Annotated in this window: 18 protein-coding genes; 8 read left to right on the top strand and 10 right to left on the bottom strand. The window is 61.3% G+C overall.

All coding sequences use genetic code 11. The features are described from left to right. Nucleotides 1–8: 8 nt before the first annotated feature. The gene (locus ACU688_RS09880) at nucleotides 9–482 is read left to right on the top strand and encodes a peroxiredoxin (protein ID WP_124525839.1); all 474 of its coding nucleotides are present in this window, start codon (nucleotides 9–11) and stop codon (nucleotides 480–482) included. Between the two features lie 111 nt (nucleotides 483–593). On the opposite strand, the gene ACU688_RS09875 is transcribed toward ACU688_RS09880, so the two are convergent. Together ACU688_RS09875 and ACU688_RS09870 are read right to left on the bottom strand one after the other, a co-directional pair. Beyond that, nucleotides 594–1,664: an AI-2E family transporter gene (locus tag ACU688_RS09875; protein ID WP_017736334.1), complete on the bottom strand. Its 1,071-nt coding sequence runs from the start codon at nucleotides 1,662–1,664 to the stop codon at nucleotides 594–596. Nucleotides 1,665–1,694: 30 nt separating this feature from the next. After that, nucleotides 1,695–1,934, bottom strand: a complete 240-nt coding sequence (locus ACU688_RS09870) for a sulfurtransferase TusA family protein (protein ID WP_010212198.1) — start codon at nucleotides 1,932–1,934, stop codon at nucleotides 1,695–1,697. 95 nt (nucleotides 1,935–2,029) lie between these two features. Here ACU688_RS09870 and ACU688_RS09865 point away from each other — a divergent pair, with 95 nt between their 5' ends. Further along, nucleotides 2,030–3,463, top strand: coding sequence for a M48 family metalloprotease (locus ACU688_RS09865; protein ID WP_448184556.1), 1,434 nt, complete (start codon nucleotides 2,030–2,032; stop codon nucleotides 3,461–3,463). Nucleotides 3,464–3,530: 67 nt separating this feature from the next. Here the strand turns inward: ACU688_RS09865 and ACU688_RS09860 are convergent, their stop codons facing one another. The 4 genes from ACU688_RS09860 to rpoE all read right to left on the bottom strand — a co-directional run bounded on the left by ACU688_RS09860 (nucleotide 3,531) and on the right by rpoE (nucleotide 7,382). Then, a complete protein-coding gene (locus ACU688_RS09860) occupies nucleotides 3,531–4,967 on the bottom strand; it encodes a DegQ family serine endoprotease (protein WP_124525841.1) in 1,437 nt (478 codons plus the stop codon). Between the two features lie 235 nt (nucleotides 4,968–5,202). Continuing rightward, entirely contained in the window at nucleotides 5,203–6,165 is a 963-nt protein-coding gene (locus ACU688_RS09855; RefSeq protein ID WP_448184555.1) for a MucB/RseB C-terminal domain-containing protein, read from the bottom strand. Between the two features lie 15 nt (nucleotides 6,166–6,180). Then, complete coding sequence (locus ACU688_RS09850; RefSeq protein WP_016975168.1) at nucleotides 6,181–6,768, bottom strand: sigma-E factor negative regulatory protein; 588 nt, start codon at nucleotides 6,766–6,768, stop codon at nucleotides 6,181–6,183. Between the two features lie 32 nt (nucleotides 6,769–6,800). Then, nucleotides 6,801–7,382, bottom strand: a complete 582-nt coding sequence (rpoE, locus tag ACU688_RS09845) for an RNA polymerase sigma factor RpoE/AlgU (RefSeq protein ID WP_003172477.1) — start codon at nucleotides 7,380–7,382, stop codon at nucleotides 6,801–6,803. Between the two features lie 462 nt (nucleotides 7,383–7,844). Between rpoE and nadB the strand changes: the two genes are divergently transcribed. Continuing rightward, nucleotides 7,845–9,461: an L-aspartate oxidase gene (nadB, locus tag ACU688_RS09840; RefSeq protein WP_448184554.1), complete on the top strand. Its 1,617-nt coding sequence runs from the start codon at nucleotides 7,845–7,847 to the stop codon at nucleotides 9,459–9,461. On the opposite strand, the gene ACU688_RS09835 is transcribed toward nadB, so the two are convergent. After that, a complete protein-coding gene (locus ACU688_RS09835; RefSeq protein ID WP_448184553.1) occupies nucleotides 9,430–9,876 on the bottom strand; it encodes a protein YgfX in 447 nt (148 codons plus the stop codon). The genes nadB and ACU688_RS09835 overlap by 32 nt on opposite strands. Then, on the bottom strand, nucleotides 9,860–10,114 hold the full coding sequence (locus tag ACU688_RS09830; RefSeq protein ID WP_017736358.1) for an FAD assembly factor SdhE: 255 nt from the start codon (nucleotides 10,112–10,114) through the stop codon (nucleotides 9,860–9,862). Before ACU688_RS09830 ends, ACU688_RS09835 begins: the two co-directional genes overlap by 17 nt. Before the next feature lie 140 nt (nucleotides 10,115–10,254). Between ACU688_RS09830 and ygfZ the strand changes: the two genes are divergently transcribed. Beyond that, the gene (ygfZ, locus tag ACU688_RS09825; RefSeq protein WP_448184552.1) at nucleotides 10,255–11,196 is read left to right on the top strand and encodes a CAF17-like 4Fe-4S cluster assembly/insertion protein YgfZ; all 942 of its coding nucleotides are present in this window, start codon (nucleotides 10,255–10,257) and stop codon (nucleotides 11,194–11,196) included. 36 nt (nucleotides 11,197–11,232) lie between these two features. Then, on the top strand, nucleotides 11,233–12,054 hold the full coding sequence (locus tag ACU688_RS09820; RefSeq protein WP_448184551.1) for an HDOD domain-containing protein: 822 nt from the start codon (nucleotides 11,233–11,235) through the stop codon (nucleotides 12,052–12,054). Here ACU688_RS09820 and ACU688_RS09815 read toward each other — a convergent pair whose 3' ends face one another. Together ACU688_RS09815 and ACU688_RS09810 are read right to left on the bottom strand one after the other, a co-directional pair. After that, nucleotides 12,055–13,440, bottom strand: coding sequence for a sensor histidine kinase (locus ACU688_RS09815; RefSeq protein WP_448184550.1), 1,386 nt, complete (start codon nucleotides 13,438–13,440; stop codon nucleotides 12,055–12,057). Continuing rightward, complete coding sequence (locus ACU688_RS09810; RefSeq protein WP_017736361.1) at nucleotides 13,433–14,104, bottom strand: response regulator; 672 nt, start codon at nucleotides 14,102–14,104, stop codon at nucleotides 13,433–13,435. The genes ACU688_RS09815 and ACU688_RS09810 overlap by 8 nt, the downstream gene beginning before the upstream one ends. A gap of 235 nt (nucleotides 14,105–14,339) precedes the next feature. Between ACU688_RS09810 and ACU688_RS09805 the strand changes: the two genes are divergently transcribed. The 3 genes from ACU688_RS09805 to ACU688_RS09795 all read left to right on the top strand — a co-directional run bounded on the left by ACU688_RS09805 (nucleotide 14,340) and on the right by ACU688_RS09795 (nucleotide 17,327). Next, a complete protein-coding gene (locus tag ACU688_RS09805; protein WP_124525851.1) occupies nucleotides 14,340–15,632 on the top strand; it encodes an OprD family porin in 1,293 nt (430 codons plus the stop codon). Nucleotides 15,633–15,667: 35 nt separating this feature from the next. After that, nucleotides 15,668–16,651, top strand: coding sequence for a Bug family tripartite tricarboxylate transporter substrate binding protein (locus ACU688_RS09800; RefSeq protein WP_448184549.1), 984 nt, complete (start codon nucleotides 15,668–15,670; stop codon nucleotides 16,649–16,651). A gap of 217 nt (nucleotides 16,652–16,868) precedes the next feature. Beyond that, the gene (locus ACU688_RS09795; RefSeq protein ID WP_448184548.1) at nucleotides 16,869–17,327 is read left to right on the top strand and encodes a tripartite tricarboxylate transporter TctB family protein; all 459 of its coding nucleotides are present in this window, start codon (nucleotides 16,869–16,871) and stop codon (nucleotides 17,325–17,327) included.

Here is a 17,327-nt window from a genome sequence, read left to right as displayed (position 1 = left end):
AACGCTCCATGCCGGTTGTCATCGACACACCCGTAGCTGATTTCGAAGCCCAGGCCACCAGCGGCCAGACCTTCAGCCTCGCCGCCCTCAAGGGCAAGCAAGTGGTGATCTACTTCTACCCGAAGGACAGCACGCCGGGTTGCACCACCGAAGGCCAGGGTTTCCGTGACCAGTACGCGGCGTTCAAGGCGGCCAACACCGAAGTGTTTGGCGTGTCGCGGGACAGCGTGAAGTCCCACGAGAACTTCAAGGCCAAGCAGGAATTCCCGTTCGAGCTGATCAGCGACAAGGACGAAGCGGTTTGCCAGCTGTTTGATGTGATCAAGCTGAAGAAACTGTATGGCAAGGAATACCTGGGCGTGGACCGCAGCACATTTCTTATCGACAAGGACGGCGTGCTGCGTCAGGAATGGCGCGGTGTGAAAGTGCCCGGGCATGTGGATGCCGTTCTGGCGGCGGCGCAGGCACTGAACAAGGCATAAAATTGTGGCGAGGGAGCTTGCTCCCGCTGGAGTGCGAAGCGCTCCCGGCTTTTTTGGGGCCGCTGCGCAGCCCAGCGGGAGCAAGCTCCCTCGCCACAGAAGGCTACACAGCTACAACATCGGCGCTACGACAGGTTCTTGTCGTGGCCACGCATCCAGCACCGCCTTGAACAGCGTCGCCAGGGGAATCGCAAAGAACACTCCCCAGAACCCCCACAACCCGCCAAACAACAACACCGCGCAAATGATCGCTACCGGGTGCAGGTTGACCGCCTCCGAGAACAGCAGCGGCACGAGCACGTTGCCGTCCAGGGTCTGGATAATCCCGTAGACCGCCATCAGGTAGATGAACTGGTCGCTCCAGCCCCACTGGAACAACGCGATCAACGTCACCGGCACCGTCACCACCACGGCGCCGACATAGGGCACCACCACCGACAACCCCACCAGCAAGGCCAGCAGCGCGGCATAGTTCAGGTCCAGGGCAATGAAGGCGATGTAGGTCACGCCGCCGCAGATAATGATCTCGATGACCTTGCCACGGATGTAGTTGGCGATCTGCCGATTCATTTCCTCAGCAACGCGAGTAATCAACGCCCGTTCGCGCGGCAGGTAGCCACGCACCCAGCGCCCGATCATGGCGCGATCCTTGAGGAAGAAAAACACCAGGATCGGCACCAGCACCAGGTAGATCATGATGTTGACCAGCAACGGCAAGCTGGACAGGGAAAAAGTCAGCGCCCATTGCCCGAATTTTCCAATCTCGCCGCGCGCCACTTCAATGGCCTGCAACACTTGCTCATCCGACACCAGGTGCGGGTAACGCTCCGGCAACAGCAGCAGCAACGACTGCCACTTGGCGAGCATGCCGGGCAGTTCGTTGAAGAGTGTGATCAGTTGGTGCCACAGCAACGGCAGCACCACCACGATAAACAGCACCAGCAGCCCCATGAACAACGCAAACACCAGCCCCACCGCCGCGCCGCCCGGCAAGCGCAAGCGCTCCAGGGTGGTGACCAGGCCCTGCATCAGGTAGGCCAGCACCATCCCCGCCAATACCGGCGCCAGCATGCCGCCCAAGGTGAGCACCGCCGTAAAGGCGAGAAACAGCAGGACCGCCAGCACCACCGCTTCTTCATCGGAGAAGTAGCGCTGAATCCAGTCTCGTAACACTTTGAACATCAATCAACCTCGGCGTGGTGGGGCTATTTTTCAGGCCTTGCGTAACCAGTAACGGTACACACCGGCGGCGTCTTCTTCGTGCAACAGGGTATGACCGGCCAACTTGGCAAACGTCCGGAAATCACGCTGGGAGCCTGCGTCCGTGGCGATCACCTTGAGCACTGCGCCACTGGCCAATCGATTGAGCTCCAGCTTGGCCTTGAGCAGGGGCAACGGGCAATTGAGGCCGCTGGCATCAAGTTCGGCATCGAAGGCTACAGCGTCGGTCATGGTTTTACTCCGGGCATCCGTTTGGGCTGCTTAGAATATCTGGTCCGAAGCTCAGTGTCCGGCTACAGTAAGCTCTTTGTCGAAAGGCTCTGTGCATGACTTTTTTGCGCCCCACCCTGCTGACGCTGGCTTGCCTGCTGGCCTCCCCAGGCTTCGCTGACGACCTGCCGTCACTTGGCGACGCCAGTTCTGCCATTGTCTCGCCACAACAGGAATACCAACTGGGCCGTGCGTGGCTGGCCTACCTGCGCGGCCAGGTCTCACAGCTCAACGACCCGCAGCTCAAGGATTACGTCGAAACCAGCGTCTACAAACTGGTGGAGACCAGCCAGGTCAATGACCGGCGCCTGGAGTTCATCCTGATCAACAGCCCGCAGCTCAACGCCTTTGCCGCACCTGGCGGGATCGTCGGGGTCAACGGCGGCCTGTTCCTCAATGCGCAGACCGAAGGCGAGTACGCCTCGGTACTGGCCCACGAATTGGCGCACTTGTCGCAACGCCACTTCGCACGCGGCGTAGAAGCCCAGCAACGCATGCAGATCCCGATGATGGCCGCCCTGCTCGGCGGCATCATCGCCGCTGCCGCCGGTGCAGGCGACGCCGGCATTGCCGCGATTGCCGGCACCCAGGCCGCCGCCATCCAGGAGCAACGCCGGTTTTCGCGCCAGAACGAGCAAGAGGCAGACCGCATCGGCATCCTCAACCTGGAAAAAGCCGGCTACGACCCACGCTCCATGCCGTCCATGTTCGAACGTTTGGGGCGCCAATACCGCTTTGACGCCAAGCCGCCGGAATTCCTGCTGACGCACCCGGTAACCGAATCGCGGATCGCCGACACCCGCAACCGTGCCGAGCAAGCCAAGCCTGGCGGCAAGGAAGACAGCCTGCGCTACCAACTGATTCGCGCACGGGTGCAGTTGCAATACGAGGACACCTCAGGCCTCGCCGCCAAACGGTTCCAGGCGCAATTGGACGAGAACCCGAAAAACGATGTGGCGCGCTACGGCCTGGCCATTGCGCAGATCAAAGGCTCCCAGTTCAAACAAGCGCGGGAGAACCTGACGACGCTGCTTGCCAAGGCGCCGAACGACATTACTTACAACCTGGCGCTGATCCAGCTGGAAATCGACAACAACCATCTGCCCGATGCCCAGCAGCGTACCGATCGAATGCTGACCCAGTATCCCGGCAACTACCCGCTGAATCAGATCCGGGTAGACCTGTTGCTCAAGCAAAACCGCACCGCCGAGGCGGAGAAGGCCTTGGACGGCCTGCTTAAATCCCGCCCCGATGATCCCGATGTCTGGTATCAGGTCGCCGAAACCCGCGGCCTGTCCGGCAACATCATCGGTCTGCACCAGGCACGCGCCGAGTACTTCGCACTGGTGGGTGACTTCCAGCAGGCCATTCAACAGCTGGATTTCGCCAAACGCAGGGCGGGTAGCAACTTCCCGCTGTCGTCACGCATCGACGCGCGCCAGCGTGAGCTGATCGAACAGGAACGCCTGGTGAAAGGGATGATGAGCTAAACCCATCGCCCACAAAAAAGCCCCGCCTTCGTTAACCGAAGGCGGGGCTTTTTATTGGGCTAGCGGATTACTCGGCCAGCTTGAAGGTGATGAAGCTGGCACGTCCCTGACGCAACACACGCATCGACACCGAGCGATTCTTCGGCAGCGCCTTGGCGATGTCGGTGAACTGCTTGGTGCTGTCGATCGCCTGGTTGTTCAGGTGAGTGATGACATCACCTGGCTGCAGGCCGATCAGGGAAGCAGGACCGTCCTGCACTTCCTTGATCACCACGCCACTCTTGAGGTCGAAGCTCTTTTTCTGCTCGTCGGTCAGCTCCACCACGGCAATACCCAGGCGGTTGCTACTGCGCTCGGCGCCCGACTTGGCGTTGCCCAGTGCATCCAGCGTAGCGCCTTCCTCAGGGATGGCACCGACTGTCAGCTCAACGTTCTGACGCTTGCCTTCACGGATCACTTCCAGCTTCGCCTTGCTGCCGGCCTTGAGTGCGCCGACCAGATGGGGCAGATCCGCCGACATGACGATCGGCTGGCCGTTCATGGTCAAGATCACGTCACCTACCTGCAAGCCACCTTTGGCCGCAGGACCATCGTCCTGGATCTGTGCAACCAGGGCGCCGGCCGGTTTGTCGAGACCGAACGACTCAGCCAGGTCCTTGTTCACTTCCTGGATCACCACGCCCAACCAGCCACGACTGACCTTGCCACCGCTTTTCAGCTGATTGGAAACATCCATGGCCACATCGATCGGGATAGCGAACGACACGCCCATGAAACCACCGGAACGGGTGTAGATCTGCGAGTTGATCCCCACCACTTCGCCTGCCAGGTTGAACAGCGGACCACCGGAGTTGCCCGGGTTGATCGGCACGTCGGTCTGGATGAACGGCACGTAGTTCTCGTTCGGCAGGCTGCGACCAATGGCGCTGACGATGCCTTGGGTCACAGTGTGGTCAAAACCAAACGGGGAACCGATCGCGACAACCCACTGCCCGGCTTTCAAGTCCTGGGATTTACCCAGCTTGAGCACAGGCAGGTCTTTGCCTTCGATCTTCAGCAAGGCTACGTCGGAGCGCGGGTCAGTGCCCACCAGCTTGGCTTTCAGTTCACTGCGATCGGCCAGGCGCACGAGGATTTCGTCAGCGTCGGCAATCACGTGGTTGTTGGTGAGGATGTAGCCATCCGGCGAGATGATGAAACCCGACCCCAGGGACTGGGCCTCACGCTGGCCACCGCCGCCGCGCGGAGAACGCTGTTGCGGCATGCCGCGCTCGAAGAACTCGCGCAGCATCGGCGGCAGGCCTTCCAGGTCTGGCATCTGCTGGTTGGAGACTTTGCGATCCGGCAGTTTCTGCGTGGTACTGATGTTCACCACCGCAGGCGAGGCCTGTTCAACCAATTGGGTGAAGTCAGGCAGCTCGGCCGCTTGCGCAGGCAAGGCCTGGCCCAGCACCAATACCGTGGCGACTATGGATAGGTAAGACTTCAAACGTGGTATCGACATACAGCTCCCGTTACGACGAGCAGGGTTGAGCGACAGGGTTCAAGAAACGCCGGAAACTGCGACCGACATTTTTGTTCCGCGAACAAAACAAGGCCAGGGCCGACAAGCCCTGACCTATAAAAAACATGGGGGATTTTTGCAAGTGAAAATGCTGATCCATTCATTTCATGCTCTCGGCAACCGACCCGGCATGGGCTTCACAGTGAAAGCTCAGGATGAACATAGGATTAACAACTCACGGCTGGGCGGCGGTCTTTTTTTCACCGCGCACGGATAGCGCGATGCGTTCGGCGGTACCGATGGGAATTTCGCCAACAACCGTCACCATCATCTCGCCATCCACCGTATTCAGGCGACGGGAGACAGCAACCGTAGGGCCCAGCTGGGTGCGGGTCTCAGTCACGCTGGCGTCGTTGATCGGCTCAAGGAACACCGAGAAACGCGCCAGTCCGTCTTCATACATCAGGCTGTCGACTGTGGCTTTTGTCTGGGTGTCTGTACGGGCACTGCTGTTGGTCAGTTGAAAACCTGGCGGCAACCATTCCATATGCCAGTGCTCGGTTGGCGCGACATCTGGGGCGCTACCCTTGACTGCGGCAATGGGCGTGCACTCGCTGCTGGGTTGCAAATCACGATCCTCGGGCACAGCCGACGTGTTCAAGCGCGTGAACTGGAAACGCTCCAGCAATTGCCCCAGGTCATTGAGCAGCAGGGACTTGAGCGGCAAGGCGGTTTCACGGTCCAGGTGCAGCTCAAAGCCGTAACGGTATTGATCACGCGGCGTGATTGAAACGATCACCGCATTACGACCGGCCACGCGGGATTTGCCGATGACGGCCAGTTCATAGAATTCATTGAGTTTTTGCGGATCAAGCGCACGCGATGGAGCATCACGGGAACTGCCCAGGCCTGCGACAAGGGCGCCGCTGACACACTGGGTCCGGCCATCCAACCGCACGACTTCCTGGGCAGAGCCATCGAGCTGCAAGAGCCGCTCACGGACCTGACCGTCCTGGACGCGATGCCAGATGTCATGGGTAGAAAAACTGCCGTTACGCTCGTAGACGAACGTACCTTGAAAGCTTTGCTGCTGCTCTGCACGCCCAAGTCGAGTCAGCCAGTCTTGGGCTTCATCGGCGTGGGCGGGGAGTGCAAACCAACCACTGAGCAAAAGCGTAAGGAGCGGTATGGCGCGCATAAAGCTCCTTACGGATTAGCGGTTTTCCAGGCTTGCTGCGCGAGCATAGGGCAGAGCGGTTTCAGTGCCTTTCAGAGCAGATTCCTGAGCGTGTTGGCGCAGGTAGCCTGGAAGACGCTGGTCTTGCCAGCCGGATTGCCCTTGCAGAACACCATTGGCCATCGGGCCGGTGGTGTCAGAGCTTTCCTTGTAGCCGGCCAATACCGCTGGGCCTTTGACCTGGGGTCCAGCCATCACCGGTTGCTGAGTCTGCTGGGCCAGTTCGGCGCCGGCGATTTCGTCCTGGTTGTACAGGCGAACACCCGCCAATACAGCAACGGTCACCGAGGCAGCGACTGCCAGGCGACCCAGGCTACGCCATGGACCACGAGCAGCTTTTGCCGGAACGGCTTCATCAGCCAGAGCGGCAGAAACGGCCGCAGCAATATCCAGACGAGGGATTAGAAGATCCTTGTGCATCACCGCCCGAGCGACTTGGTAACGAGACCAGGTATCACGGGTTTCGGCGTCATCAAATGCATTGAGCACTCGACGAAGTTCCAGTTCATCCGCTTCGTTATCCATCACTGCGGACAGCGATTCCTGCAGGGCATCACGACTCATGGCGGTTCCTCTCTTGGCTGTCGCCGCTGTCTTTAGTTTTCCTGCAACAACGGTTGCAAGGCTTTATCGATGGCTTCCCGGGCCCGGAAAATCCGTGACCGTACAGTCCCCACCGGACACTGCATGACGCTCGCAATGTCTTCGTAACTCAGACCGTCGAATTCACGTAAAGTTAACGCCGTACGCAAATCTTCTGGCAGTTGCTGAATGGTGCGATGAACGGTGCCTTCGATCTCGTCGCGCAGCAATGCACGCTCCGGCGACTCGAGATCTTTGAGGCCGTGATCACCATCGTAAAATTCAGCATCTTCTGAACTAACATCGCTATCCGGTGGACGGCGTCCGCGAGACACCAGATAGTTCTTCGCCGTGTTGATGGCGATGCGGTACAGCCACGTGTAAAACGCACTGTCACCGCGGAAATTACCGAGTGCACGGTAGGCCTTGATAAAGGCTTCCTGTGCAACGTCCTGCGCTTCATGGGTGTCGTGCACAAACCGCACGATCAACCCGAGAATTTTGTGCTGGTATTTCAGCACTAGCAGATCAAATGCGCGCTTGTCGCCGCGCTGAACGCGCTCGACCAGCTGCTGATCCTCTTCCTGGGTTAGCATGAACACTCCTCGTTGTACTTGAAGGAGGCTTGCATAACTAAACGATCAGGCTTGCAAACATAGACTAGGACTTTTCGCAAAAGTTCTCCCCCTCCAAGCAAGTTTCCGGCATGCACTGATTTGGCACACACGAAAAACGCAGCACGGGCAACGCCGGCTGCGCGAATAATCTTGTCGCCGGTTTTCTGACGCGTCCAATGCTCCCGACGGGCCAATAAACTCAACGTTTTCCCAGCTTTCGGGCAACCTGCTATTGAGTCGGGGCTTATGCAAAAAGTTCCCACTTCAATAACCGGCCGATTTACCCACGCCGTGCACCGTAATCTCACATTGCCACGAATGCCCGACTATTGTGCCGCTCCCCCCCTCTATATACTAGTGGCCCGTGTGACCCTTTGATTCGCCGATCCAGGCGTCCTGTTTGCGCCAGTCCTTTGGATCGCTTTTTGCGGAATCCTTCCAATGAGCCAACAGTTTCAACACGATGTCCTGGTGATCGGTAGCGGCGCGGCCGGCTTGAGCCTGGCGCTGACCCTCCCCAGCCACCTGCGAATTGCCGTACTGAGCAAAGGCAACCTGGCCAACGGCTCGACATTCTGGGCCCAGGGCGGTGTTGCCGCCGTGCTGGACGACACCGACACGGTGCAATCCCACGTCGAAGACACCCTCAACGCCGGCGGCGGCCTGTGCGACGAAGACGCCGTGCGCTTCACCGTCGAGCATAGCCGCGAGGCGATCCAATGGCTGATCGACCAGGGCGTGCCGTTCACCCGCGATGAACACGCGGGCAGCGACGATGGCGGTTTCGAGTTCCACCTGACCCGCGAGGGCGGCCACAGCCACCGTCGCATCATCCACGCCGCCGACGCCACCGGCGCTGCAATTTTCACGACCCTGCTCGAACAAGCCCGCCAACGCCCCAACATCGAACTGCTGGAGCAACGCGTCGCCGTCGACCTGATCACCGAAAAACGCCTGGGCCTGGACGGCGAACGCTGCCTCGGCGCCTACGTGCTCAACCGCTCCAGCGGCGAAGTCGACACTTATGGCGCACGCTTCACCATCCTGGCCTCAGGCGGCGCCGCCAAGGTCTACCTCTATACCAGCAACCCCGACGGCGCCTGCGGCGACGGCATCGCCATGGCCTGGCGTTCGGGCTGCCGGGTGGCCAACCTGGAATTCAACCAGTTCCACCCAACCTGCCTGTATCACCCGCAGGCCAAGAGCTTCCTGATCACCGAAGCCCTGCGCGGCGAAGGCGCCCACCTGAAACTGCCGAACGGCGAGCGTTTCATGCAACGCTTCGATCCCCGCGCCGAATTGGCGCCACGGGACATCGTCGCCCGCGCCATCGACCATGAAATGAAGCGCCTGGGCATCGACTGCGTGTACCTGGACATCAGCCACAAGCCCGAAGCCTTCATCAAGACACACTTCCCGACCGTCTACGAGCGCTGCCTGACGTTCAACATCGACATCACCAAAGGCCCGATCCCCGTGGTTCCGGCCGCGCACTACACCTGCGGCGGCGTGATGGTCGACCAACACGGCCGTACCGACGTGCCGGGCCTGTATGCGATTGGCGAAACCAGCTTCACCGGCCTGCACGGCGCCAACCGCATGGCCAGCAATTCGCTGCTCGAATGCTTCGTCTACGCCCGCTCGGCGGCGGCGGACATCCTCGAACAACTGCCGCGCATCGCCGTGCCGGACGCCCTACCCCGCTGGGATGCAAGCCAGGTCACCGATTCGGACGAAGACGTGATCATCGCCCACAACTGGGACGAGCTGAGGCGGTTCATGTGGGACTACGTGGGGATCGTGCGCACCAACAAGCGCCTGCAACGCGCGCAACACCGCGTGCGGCTGCTGCTGGATGAGATCGACGAGTTCTACAGCAACTATAAAGTCAGCCGCGACCTGATCGAGTTGCGCAACCTGGCGCAAGTGGCGGAACTGATGATTCGCTCGGCCATGGAACGCAAGGAAAGCCGCGGCCTGCATTACACCCTCGACTACCCAGACCTGCTGCCCGAGGCCCGCGACACTATCCTGGTGCCAGCCACCTTCGGCGACTGAACTTCAAGCGCACCCGCAGGCGCCGATGCAGATCGGCGGCCTGCGAATCGGCTGGCACACAGATCGAACGCACCCACCACTGCCCCGGCACGCGATAACGCAGCACCACGACCAACGGCAACGCCAGGCTGTCGGGACGCAACTGCACGCCGTGCCAACCACGCGCGGCGCTCCACAACTGCCAGCCGCTTTCATCGCGGCGCAAGCCACGAACCGACGAACGGTGAGTCAGCAGCACATGGCGCGGCAAAACCCAGGCGGCATGCGCCACGCACACCAGCACGCCGAGGCTTGAATAAGGCAGGTCGAGGGACAACAACGCACCCAGCGCGAACAGCTGGGCAAGGAGATACGCCGCCAGCAACAGCCGTGAGGCCTGCCAGCGGCATTCAAACGTATTACTTGGGCTGGACACGATCCAGAATCATCCGAACCATGCGCTGCAGCTCAGGATCTTCCGATTCGGCGCGTTCCATGAACCAGCCGAACATGTCCTGGTCTTCGCAGGTCAGCAGCCGGACGTAGAGGTCGCGGTCCACCTTGTCGAGCGTCGCGTAGACCTCTTTGGTGAAAGGCACCAGCAACACGTCCAACTCCAGCATGCCGCGACGGCTGTGCCAGTAGAGGCGATTGATTTCTACATCTTCGACCATGGAGCGCTCCTCAAATAGGCGGCAAGTATACAGGCCCGGCCGCACCGGAACAGTCGGCTTTGGTCGCCCCATACGGAAACTATCCATTTGCCGGGCGCCCCTCTATGATGCACCCATGACTTTTTGACCTGCGATGACCCATGGCTGACTCCGCTTTCTTCTGCCCCCTGTCCCACGAAGGCGTTCTCGCCGTCCGCGGCGCCGACGCTGCCAAGTTCCTGCAAGGGCAACTGACCTGCAACCTCAATTACCTGAGCGACACCCAGGCCAGCCTCGGCGCGCGCTGCACGCAAAAAGGGCGCATGCAGTCGAGCTTCCGCATCCTGCTGCAAGGTGACGGCGTGTTACTGGCCATGGCCAGCGAACTGCTGGAGCCGCAACTGGCCGACCTGAAGAAATACGCAGTGTTCTCCAAATCCAAACTCACCGACGAAAGCGCCGCCTGGGTGCGTTTCGGCCTGATGGACGCGGATCACGCGCTGACCGGCCTGGGCCTTGAACTGCCCGCCGACACCGACAGCGTCGCACGCGCTGAACACTTGATCGCCATCCGGGTTTCGCCCGGCCGCGCCGAACTCTGGGTGCCCGTCGAACACGCCGAGGCCGTACGCAGCCAATTGATTGCACAGCTGAAAGAAACCGATCTGAACGAATGGCTGCTGGGCCAGATCCGCGCCGGCATCGGCCAGGTCATGCCACAAACCCGCGAGCTGTTCATCCCGCAGATGCTCAACCTGCAGGCCGTTGGCGGCGTCAGCTTCAAGAAAGGCTGCTACACCGGCCAGGAAATCGTCGCGCGCATGCAGTACCTGGGCAAGCTCAAGCGTCGCCTGTACCGCTTGCGCCTCGACGGCGCCGAGATGCCCGAGCCAGGCACCCCGCTGTTTGCCCCCAGCCATAACAGCTCGATCGGCGAAGTGGTGATTGCAGCAAAAGCTGACCAAGGGGTTGAACTTTTGGCCGTGTTGCAAGCCGAAGCAGCCGACAGTGGCGATGTGCACCTCGGCACCCTGGAAGGCCCCGGTCTGCACCTGCTTGACCTGCCTTACACACTCGACCGTGATCGAGAGATCCAGCGTTAGTCGCCGTACCTTTTTGCAACACCCTAGAGATCATGAATGAACAAGCTGGCGGAAAAAGTCCAACAGGCTTTGATTACGGCCATCGATAACGATGACCTGGTTCTGCCGACATTACCGGAAGTGGCGCTGCAAATTCGTCAGGCCGCTGAAGACCCGGAAATCAGCATCAGCCACTTGAGCAAAGTGATCGGGCGCGACACCGCGCTGTCGGCACGCCTGATCAAAGTGGTCAACAGCCCGTTGTTACGCGCGACCCAGGAAGTCACCGACCTGCACACCGCCATCACCCGGCTGGGCACCAACTACAGCAGCAACCTGGCCATCGGCCTGGTGATGGAACAGATCTTCCACGCCCGTTCCGAAGCGGTCGAACAGAAGATGCGCGATGTCTGGCGCCGCAGCCTCGAAGTGGCGGGCGTCAGCTATGCGCTGTGCCGCAGCCACAGCCAGCTCAAGCCAGACCAGGCAGCCCTGGGCGGCCTGGTGCATCAGATTGGCGTGCTGCCGATCCTGACCTATGCCGAAGACCACTACGAACTACTATCGGACCCGGTGGCGCTCAACCATGTGATCGACAGCATCCACCCGCTGCTCGGCGACAAGCTGCTGCGCGGCTGGGATTTCCCGGAGATGCTGGCCAGCCTGCCCGGCCAATACCTGGACATGGAGCGTGACTCCGCCAACCTCGACTACATCGACCTGGTGCAGATCGCCGTGTTGTATTGCTATCGCGGCACCGACCATCCCTTGGCGAATGTCTCGGCCGCCACCCTGCCGGCTCTCAAGAAACTGCGCGTCGACCCCTACAGCGAAGCCCTGCGCGCCGAGCTGGATGAAGCACGCTCGATGTTCTACTGATCAACCGGCGATAAAGCTCACCCGCACCTTCAACCCCGCCCGTTCGCCATCGTGCAGGCTGATCTGCGCCAGGTGCGCGCGGCAGATCTCGCCGACAATCGCCAGCCCCAGGCCCGACCCCAGGCCCTGCTGGCTGCGCCGGTAGAAGCGCTCGAACACCCGGTCCCGCTCATCCAGCGGGATGCCCGGGCCATCATCTTCCACTTCCAACACCGCCGGCGCCGTGACCCGCAAGATCACATTACCGCCCGGTGGCGTGTGCGCCAGGGCGTTGTCCACCAGGTTGCTCAACAGCTCGTTCAACAACGTCGGCTCGCCGCGCAGCCACACCGGCTCATCGGCTTCCAACGCCAACGCCACGCCACGCGCATGGGCCAGGGGCGCCATGGCCATGCCCAGTTCCCGCGCCAGTTGGCTGAGGTCGAGCAACTGCGCGCCGCCCTCGGCAATCGCTCGCGCGCCGTTTTCGATGCGCGCCAACGACAACAGTTGATTCGCCAGGTGGGTCAGGCGATCGGTGCCCTGAGCGGCGCTTTCCAGGGTGCTGCGCCAGGTCGGCGGGTCTTCGGCGCGCAGGCCCAGTTCGAGCCGGGCCTTCAGCGCAGCCAACGGCGTGCGCAGTTCGTGGGCGGCGTCGGCAATAAACTGCGCCTGGCGCTCGAACTGACCGCGCAGGCGCTCGGTAAAGTGATTGAGGGAACGCACCAGCGGGCCGAACTCATGCTGCACTTCCACCAGCGGCAACGGCCGCAGGTCGTCGGGCTGACGCTCCTCTACGGCGGTGCGCAAGCGCTCCAGCGGGCGCAACGCCGCGCTCACGGCAAACCACACCAGCAGCAAGGCGCCCACCGCGAGCATGCCCAGGCGCAGCAAGGTGTCGGCCATCAGGCTGCGGGCCATGCTGACGCGCGCTTCATCGGTTTCGGCCACGCGGATTTCCGCCATGCCGTTCATGTTCGGTTCGGAGACGGCCTTGAGCAGGCTCACCACACGCACCGGCTGGCCCAGGTACGTGGCGTCGTAGAAGCGCGCCAAGGCCGGATAATCATCGGTGCGCGGCGTACCGGGCGGCGGGCCGGGAAGGTTTTCGTAGCCGGAAATCAGCTTCTGATCAATGTCATTGACCTGATAGTAAATGCGCCCGGCGCTGTCGTAGGCGAAGGTGTCCAGCGCCACATAGGGCACGTTGGCGCTGAGGGTGCCATCGACCTGGGTCAACCCGGCGGCGATGGTACGCGCCGAGGCGAGCAAGGTGCGGTCGTAGGCGGTGTCGGCCGCCTCGCGCCCGTTCCAGTAGGCACTCATGCCGCTGGCGAGCATCAACAACACCAGCAACAGCGCCAGGTTCCACAGCAGGCGCCAGCGCAGACTGCTGGGTTTATGCATCGCGCGCTTCCAGCAGATAACCGAGGCCACGGAAGGTCACGATGGCGATTGGTTGGCCGTCGAGTTTCTTGCGCAGGCGGTGCACGTAGATTTCGATGGCATCGGGGCTGGCTTCTTCGTCCAGGCCGAACACCTGGGACGCCAACTGCTCTTTGCTCATGACCCGACCCGGACGCGCAATCAGCGCTTCCAGCACCGCTTGCTCGCGGGACGTCAACGTCATCAGCTCGCCGCCCACCGTAAAACGGCGGGTGTCGAGGTCGTAGACCAACACCCCGCACGTCTGCTGGCGCTCGCCACCCAACACGCTGCGTCGCAGCAGGGCCTTGACCCGGGCTTCCAGTTCAGTCAGTTCGAAAGGTTTGGCCAGGTAATCGTCAGCACCGAGATTCAGCCCGTGCACACGGTCTTTCACGTCACTGCGCGCGGTCAGCATCAACACCGGCAGATTTTTCCCACGCGCCCGCAAGCGCGCCAGCACCTCGAAACCGTCCATGCGCGGCAAGCCCACATCGAGGATCGCTGCGGCGTACTCCTCGCTGCTCAAGGCCAGGTCCGCGGCCACCCCATCGTGCAACACGTCGACGGTCAAACCCGTGCTCTTGAGCGCCTGGGCGACACTTTCGGCGAGTTGCAGGTGGTCTTCAACCAACAGGACACGCATGGATTTGTACCTCGTTCAGGGGTGGGCGACGCCACGCTTTGGCGGGCAGTTTACAGGCGCAACCTGCCCTGTGAAGCCCGAAAACATTGAAAGGCCATTGAAAGGTTAGTGAAAGCTTCGCCCTTTAGCATCCAGTCACGGTGGTCTCTGCCCACCGCGCTGCCTGACCCGCAGCACCCGAAAAACGCCTTGAAGCGTTTTCGTCAAAATAAGAACAATAACGGAGTACACCACGATGCTGTCGACACAGCCCCAGGCATTCTCGCCTGTGCGTTTTTCCCGCCTGACCCAGACCGCCCTCGCCAGTGCCGCTGCCCTTGCCGGCTTTTCGCCGCTTAGCCAGGCTGCCTTCTTCGAAGACAGTAGCGGTACCCTGGAAACCCGCAACATGTACTTCAACCGCGACTTTCGCGACGGCACCAGCGCGCAGCAATCCAAGCGCGACGAATGGGCCCAGGGCTTCATGCTCAACCTGCAATCGGGCTACACCGACGGCACCGTCGGCTTTGGCGTGGATGCACTGGGCATGCTTGGGGTCAAGCTCGACTCCAGCCCCGACCGCACCGGCACCGGCCTGCTGCCGACCCACGATGACGGCCGCGCCGCCAACGAATACTCCAAGCTGGGCCTGACCGGCAAAGTGAAGATCTCCGCCACCGAGCTGAAGATCGGCTCACTGGCCCCCGAACTGCCGATTCTCAAGCCCAACGACGGGCGCATCCTGCCGCAGACCTTCAACGGCGGCCTGATCACGTCCAAGGAATTCAAGAACCTGGTGTTCACCGGTGGCCGCCTGGACAAAGCCAAGGACCGCGACGACAGCAACTACGAAGACATCGCCCTCAACAACAAGAACAGCCGCTTCGTCAGCGGCGCCACCGGCAAGCACTTCAACTTCGGTGGCGTGGACTACAAGTTCGCCGACAAGATCACCGGCAGCTACCACTTCGCCCAGCTCGACGACGTGTACCGCCAGCACTTCCTCGGCCTGGTCGCCGCCCGCCCGATGGGCCCCGGCACCTTCGCCACCGACCTGCGCCTGGCGATCAGCGATGACACCGGCAGCGCCCGTGGCGGCAAGATCGACAACAAATCCCTCAACGGCCTGTTCAGCTATGCCCTCAATGGCCATAAGCTCAGCGCCGGCTACCAGCACATGTCCGGCGACAATGCGTTTCCGTATGTGGATGGCAGCGACCCATACCTGGTCAACTTCGTGCAGATCAACGACTTTGCCGGCGCCGAAGAACGCTCCTGGCAGGCGCGCTACGACTTCGATTTCGTCAAACTGGGCATTCCCGGCCTGAGCTTCATGAGCCGTTACATCTCCGGTGACAACATCAAGCTCAAGAACGGCGACACCGGTAAAGAGTGGGAACGCAACAGCGAGATCAAGTACGTGGTGCAAAGCGGCACCTTCAAGGACGTGGCCGTGCGCCTGCGCAATGCCACCTACCGCTCCAACTACTCAGCCCGTGATGCGGATGAAATGCGCGTGCTGGTCAGCTACAGCGTCGCACTTTGGTAAGTAGCCACCCATAACAACAAAGACGGAGATAAAACATGACCCTTTCACTGCGTAAATTGGCCCTCGCCGCCGGCTGCGTACTGTTCGCCGGCCAACTGCTAGCCGCCGAAGAACCCAAGCGCCCGGAATGTATCGCCCCGGCCTCCCCCGGCGGTGGTTTTGACCTGACCTGCAAGCTGGCGCAAAGCGCGCTGGTCAACGAGAAGTTGCTGAGCAAGCCGATGCGCGTGACCTACATGCCCGGCGGCGTCGGCGCGGTGGCCTACAACGCCGTGGTCGCCCAGCGCCCGGCGGATGCCGGCACCTTGGTGGCGTGGTCCAGCGGTTCGCTGTTGAACCTGGCCCAGGGCAAGTTCGGCCGCTTCGATGAAAGCGCCGTGCGCTGGTTGGCAGCGGTCGGCACCAGCTACGGTGCCATCGCGGTGAAAAGTGATTCGCCCTACAAGACCTTGGACGATCTGGTCAAAGCCTTGAAGAAAGATCCAGGCAGCGTGGTGATCGGTTCCGGCGGTACCGTCGGCAGCCAGGACTGGATGCAAACCGCACTGATCGCCAAGGCCGCCGGGATCAACCCGCGCGAGCTGCGTTATGTAGCCCTCGAAGGCGGCGGCGAAATCGCCACCGCCCTGCTCGGCGGCCACATCCAGGTGGGCAGTACCGACATCTCCGACTCCATGCCACACATCCTCAGCGGTGACATGCGCCTGCTGGCGGTGTTCTCCGAAGAGCGCCTGGACGAGCCGGAAATGAAGAATATTCCGACCGCCAAAGAGCAAGGCTACGACATCGTCTGGCCCGTTGTACGTGGCTTCTACCTCGGGCCAAAAGTCAGCGACGCCGACTACGCCTGGTGGAAAGACGCGTTCGACAAGCTGCTGGCCTCCGACGAGTTCGCCAAGCTGCGTGACCAGCGCGAGCTGTTCCCGTTCGCCATGACCGGCCCGGAGCTGGACACCTACGTGAAGAAACAAGTGGCTGACTACAAAGTGCTGGCCAAAGAGTTCGGCCTGATCCAGTAATCGCCCTCTGTGGGCTTGCCCTAATGCCAGTCAGTTAAGAGCTAGAAAGAGCAAACCGTAACCTGTGGCGAGGGAGCTTGCTCCCGCTGGGTCGCGAAGCGGCCCCAACAATGGGACTGCTGCGCAGTCCAGCGGGAGCAAGCTCCCTCGCCACAGGTACTGCGTCCGCCCTTAATTGACCTTGCCCGCTCCCACAAAAGCGGCCTAGGAGTTTCCTATGCTTTTACAACGCATTTTCGCCAGCATCATGCTGCTGGTCTGTGCCGGTCTCGCGCTGATGGCGTGGCCGTATCAGGCCGCGTTTTCCTACGAGCCGGTCGGGCCGCGTGCCTACCCGCTGCTGATGCTCGGGCTGATGAGCCTGGGCCTGATCTACATGATCATCCGCCCACAGCCGACCAAGCACACCGAAGAAGAACCCGCGCTGGACCGCGAAACCCTGATCAAGATCGGCATCTGTGTCGGCCTGTTGATCGTGTTCGCCGGCACCTTCGAGTCCCTGGGCTTCATCCTCAGCAGCATGCTGATCGGCATTCCCATGGCGCGCCTGTATGGCGGCCGCTGGTTGCCGAGCGTGGTGATCGTCAGCCTCATGGCCATCGGCCTGTACCTGCTGTTCGATAAAGCCATGGATGTACCGCTGCCCCTGGGCCTGCTCGACGTTCTGGAGAACTGA

It is taken from the genome of Pseudomonas acericola (SeqCode) (assembly GCF_053456465.1).
Note: the sequence above shows the minus strand (reverse complement) of the source record. Positions and strands in the feature narration are given on the sequence as shown.

What these genes read in the sequence shown, in the direction of transcription:
- ACU688_RS09880 (WP_124525839.1), top strand. Translation starts at nt 9, where the DNA reads ATGCCGGTTGTCATCGACACACCCGTAGCTGATTTCGAAGCCCAGGCC.
- ACU688_RS09875 (WP_017736334.1), bottom strand. Translation starts at nt 1,664, where the DNA reads ATGTTCAAAGTGTTACGAGACTGGATTCAGCGCTACTTCTCCGATGAA.
- ACU688_RS09870 (WP_010212198.1), bottom strand. Translation starts at nt 1,934, where the DNA reads ATGACCGACGCTGTAGCCTTCGATGCCGAACTTGATGCCAGCGGCCTC.
- ACU688_RS09865 (WP_448184556.1), top strand. Translation starts at nt 2,030, where the DNA reads ATGACTTTTTTGCGCCCCACCCTGCTGACGCTGGCTTGCCTGCTGGCC.
- ACU688_RS09860 (WP_124525841.1), bottom strand. Translation starts at nt 4,967, where the DNA reads ATGTCGATACCACGTTTGAAGTCTTACCTATCCATAGTCGCCACGGTA.
- ACU688_RS09855 (WP_448184555.1), bottom strand. Translation starts at nt 6,165, where the DNA reads ATGCGCGCCATACCGCTCCTTACGCTTTTGCTCAGTGGTTGGTTTGCA.
- ACU688_RS09850 (WP_016975168.1), bottom strand. Translation starts at nt 6,768, where the DNA reads ATGAGTCGTGATGCCCTGCAGGAATCGCTGTCCGCAGTGATGGATAAC.
- rpoE (WP_003172477.1), bottom strand. Translation starts at nt 7,382, where the DNA reads ATGCTAACCCAGGAAGAGGATCAGCAGCTGGTCGAGCGCGTTCAGCGC.
- nadB (WP_448184554.1), top strand. Translation starts at nt 7,845, where the DNA reads ATGAGCCAACAGTTTCAACACGATGTCCTGGTGATCGGTAGCGGCGCG.
- ACU688_RS09830 (WP_017736358.1), bottom strand. Translation starts at nt 10,114, where the DNA reads ATGGTCGAAGATGTAGAAATCAATCGCCTCTACTGGCACAGCCGTCGC.
- ygfZ (WP_448184552.1), top strand. Translation starts at nt 10,255, where the DNA reads ATGGCTGACTCCGCTTTCTTCTGCCCCCTGTCCCACGAAGGCGTTCTC.
- ACU688_RS09820 (WP_448184551.1), top strand. Translation starts at nt 11,233, where the DNA reads ATGAACAAGCTGGCGGAAAAAGTCCAACAGGCTTTGATTACGGCCATC.
- ACU688_RS09815 (WP_448184550.1), bottom strand. Translation starts at nt 13,440, where the DNA reads ATGCATAAACCCAGCAGTCTGCGCTGGCGCCTGCTGTGGAACCTGGCG.
- ACU688_RS09810 (WP_017736361.1), bottom strand. Translation starts at nt 14,104, where the DNA reads ATGCGTGTCCTGTTGGTTGAAGACCACCTGCAACTCGCCGAAAGTGTC.
- ACU688_RS09805 (WP_124525851.1), top strand. Translation starts at nt 14,340, where the DNA reads ATGCTGTCGACACAGCCCCAGGCATTCTCGCCTGTGCGTTTTTCCCGC.
- ACU688_RS09800 (WP_448184549.1), top strand. Translation starts at nt 15,668, where the DNA reads ATGACCCTTTCACTGCGTAAATTGGCCCTCGCCGCCGGCTGCGTACTG.
- ACU688_RS09795 (WP_448184548.1), top strand. Translation starts at nt 16,869, where the DNA reads ATGCTTTTACAACGCATTTTCGCCAGCATCATGCTGCTGGTCTGTGCC.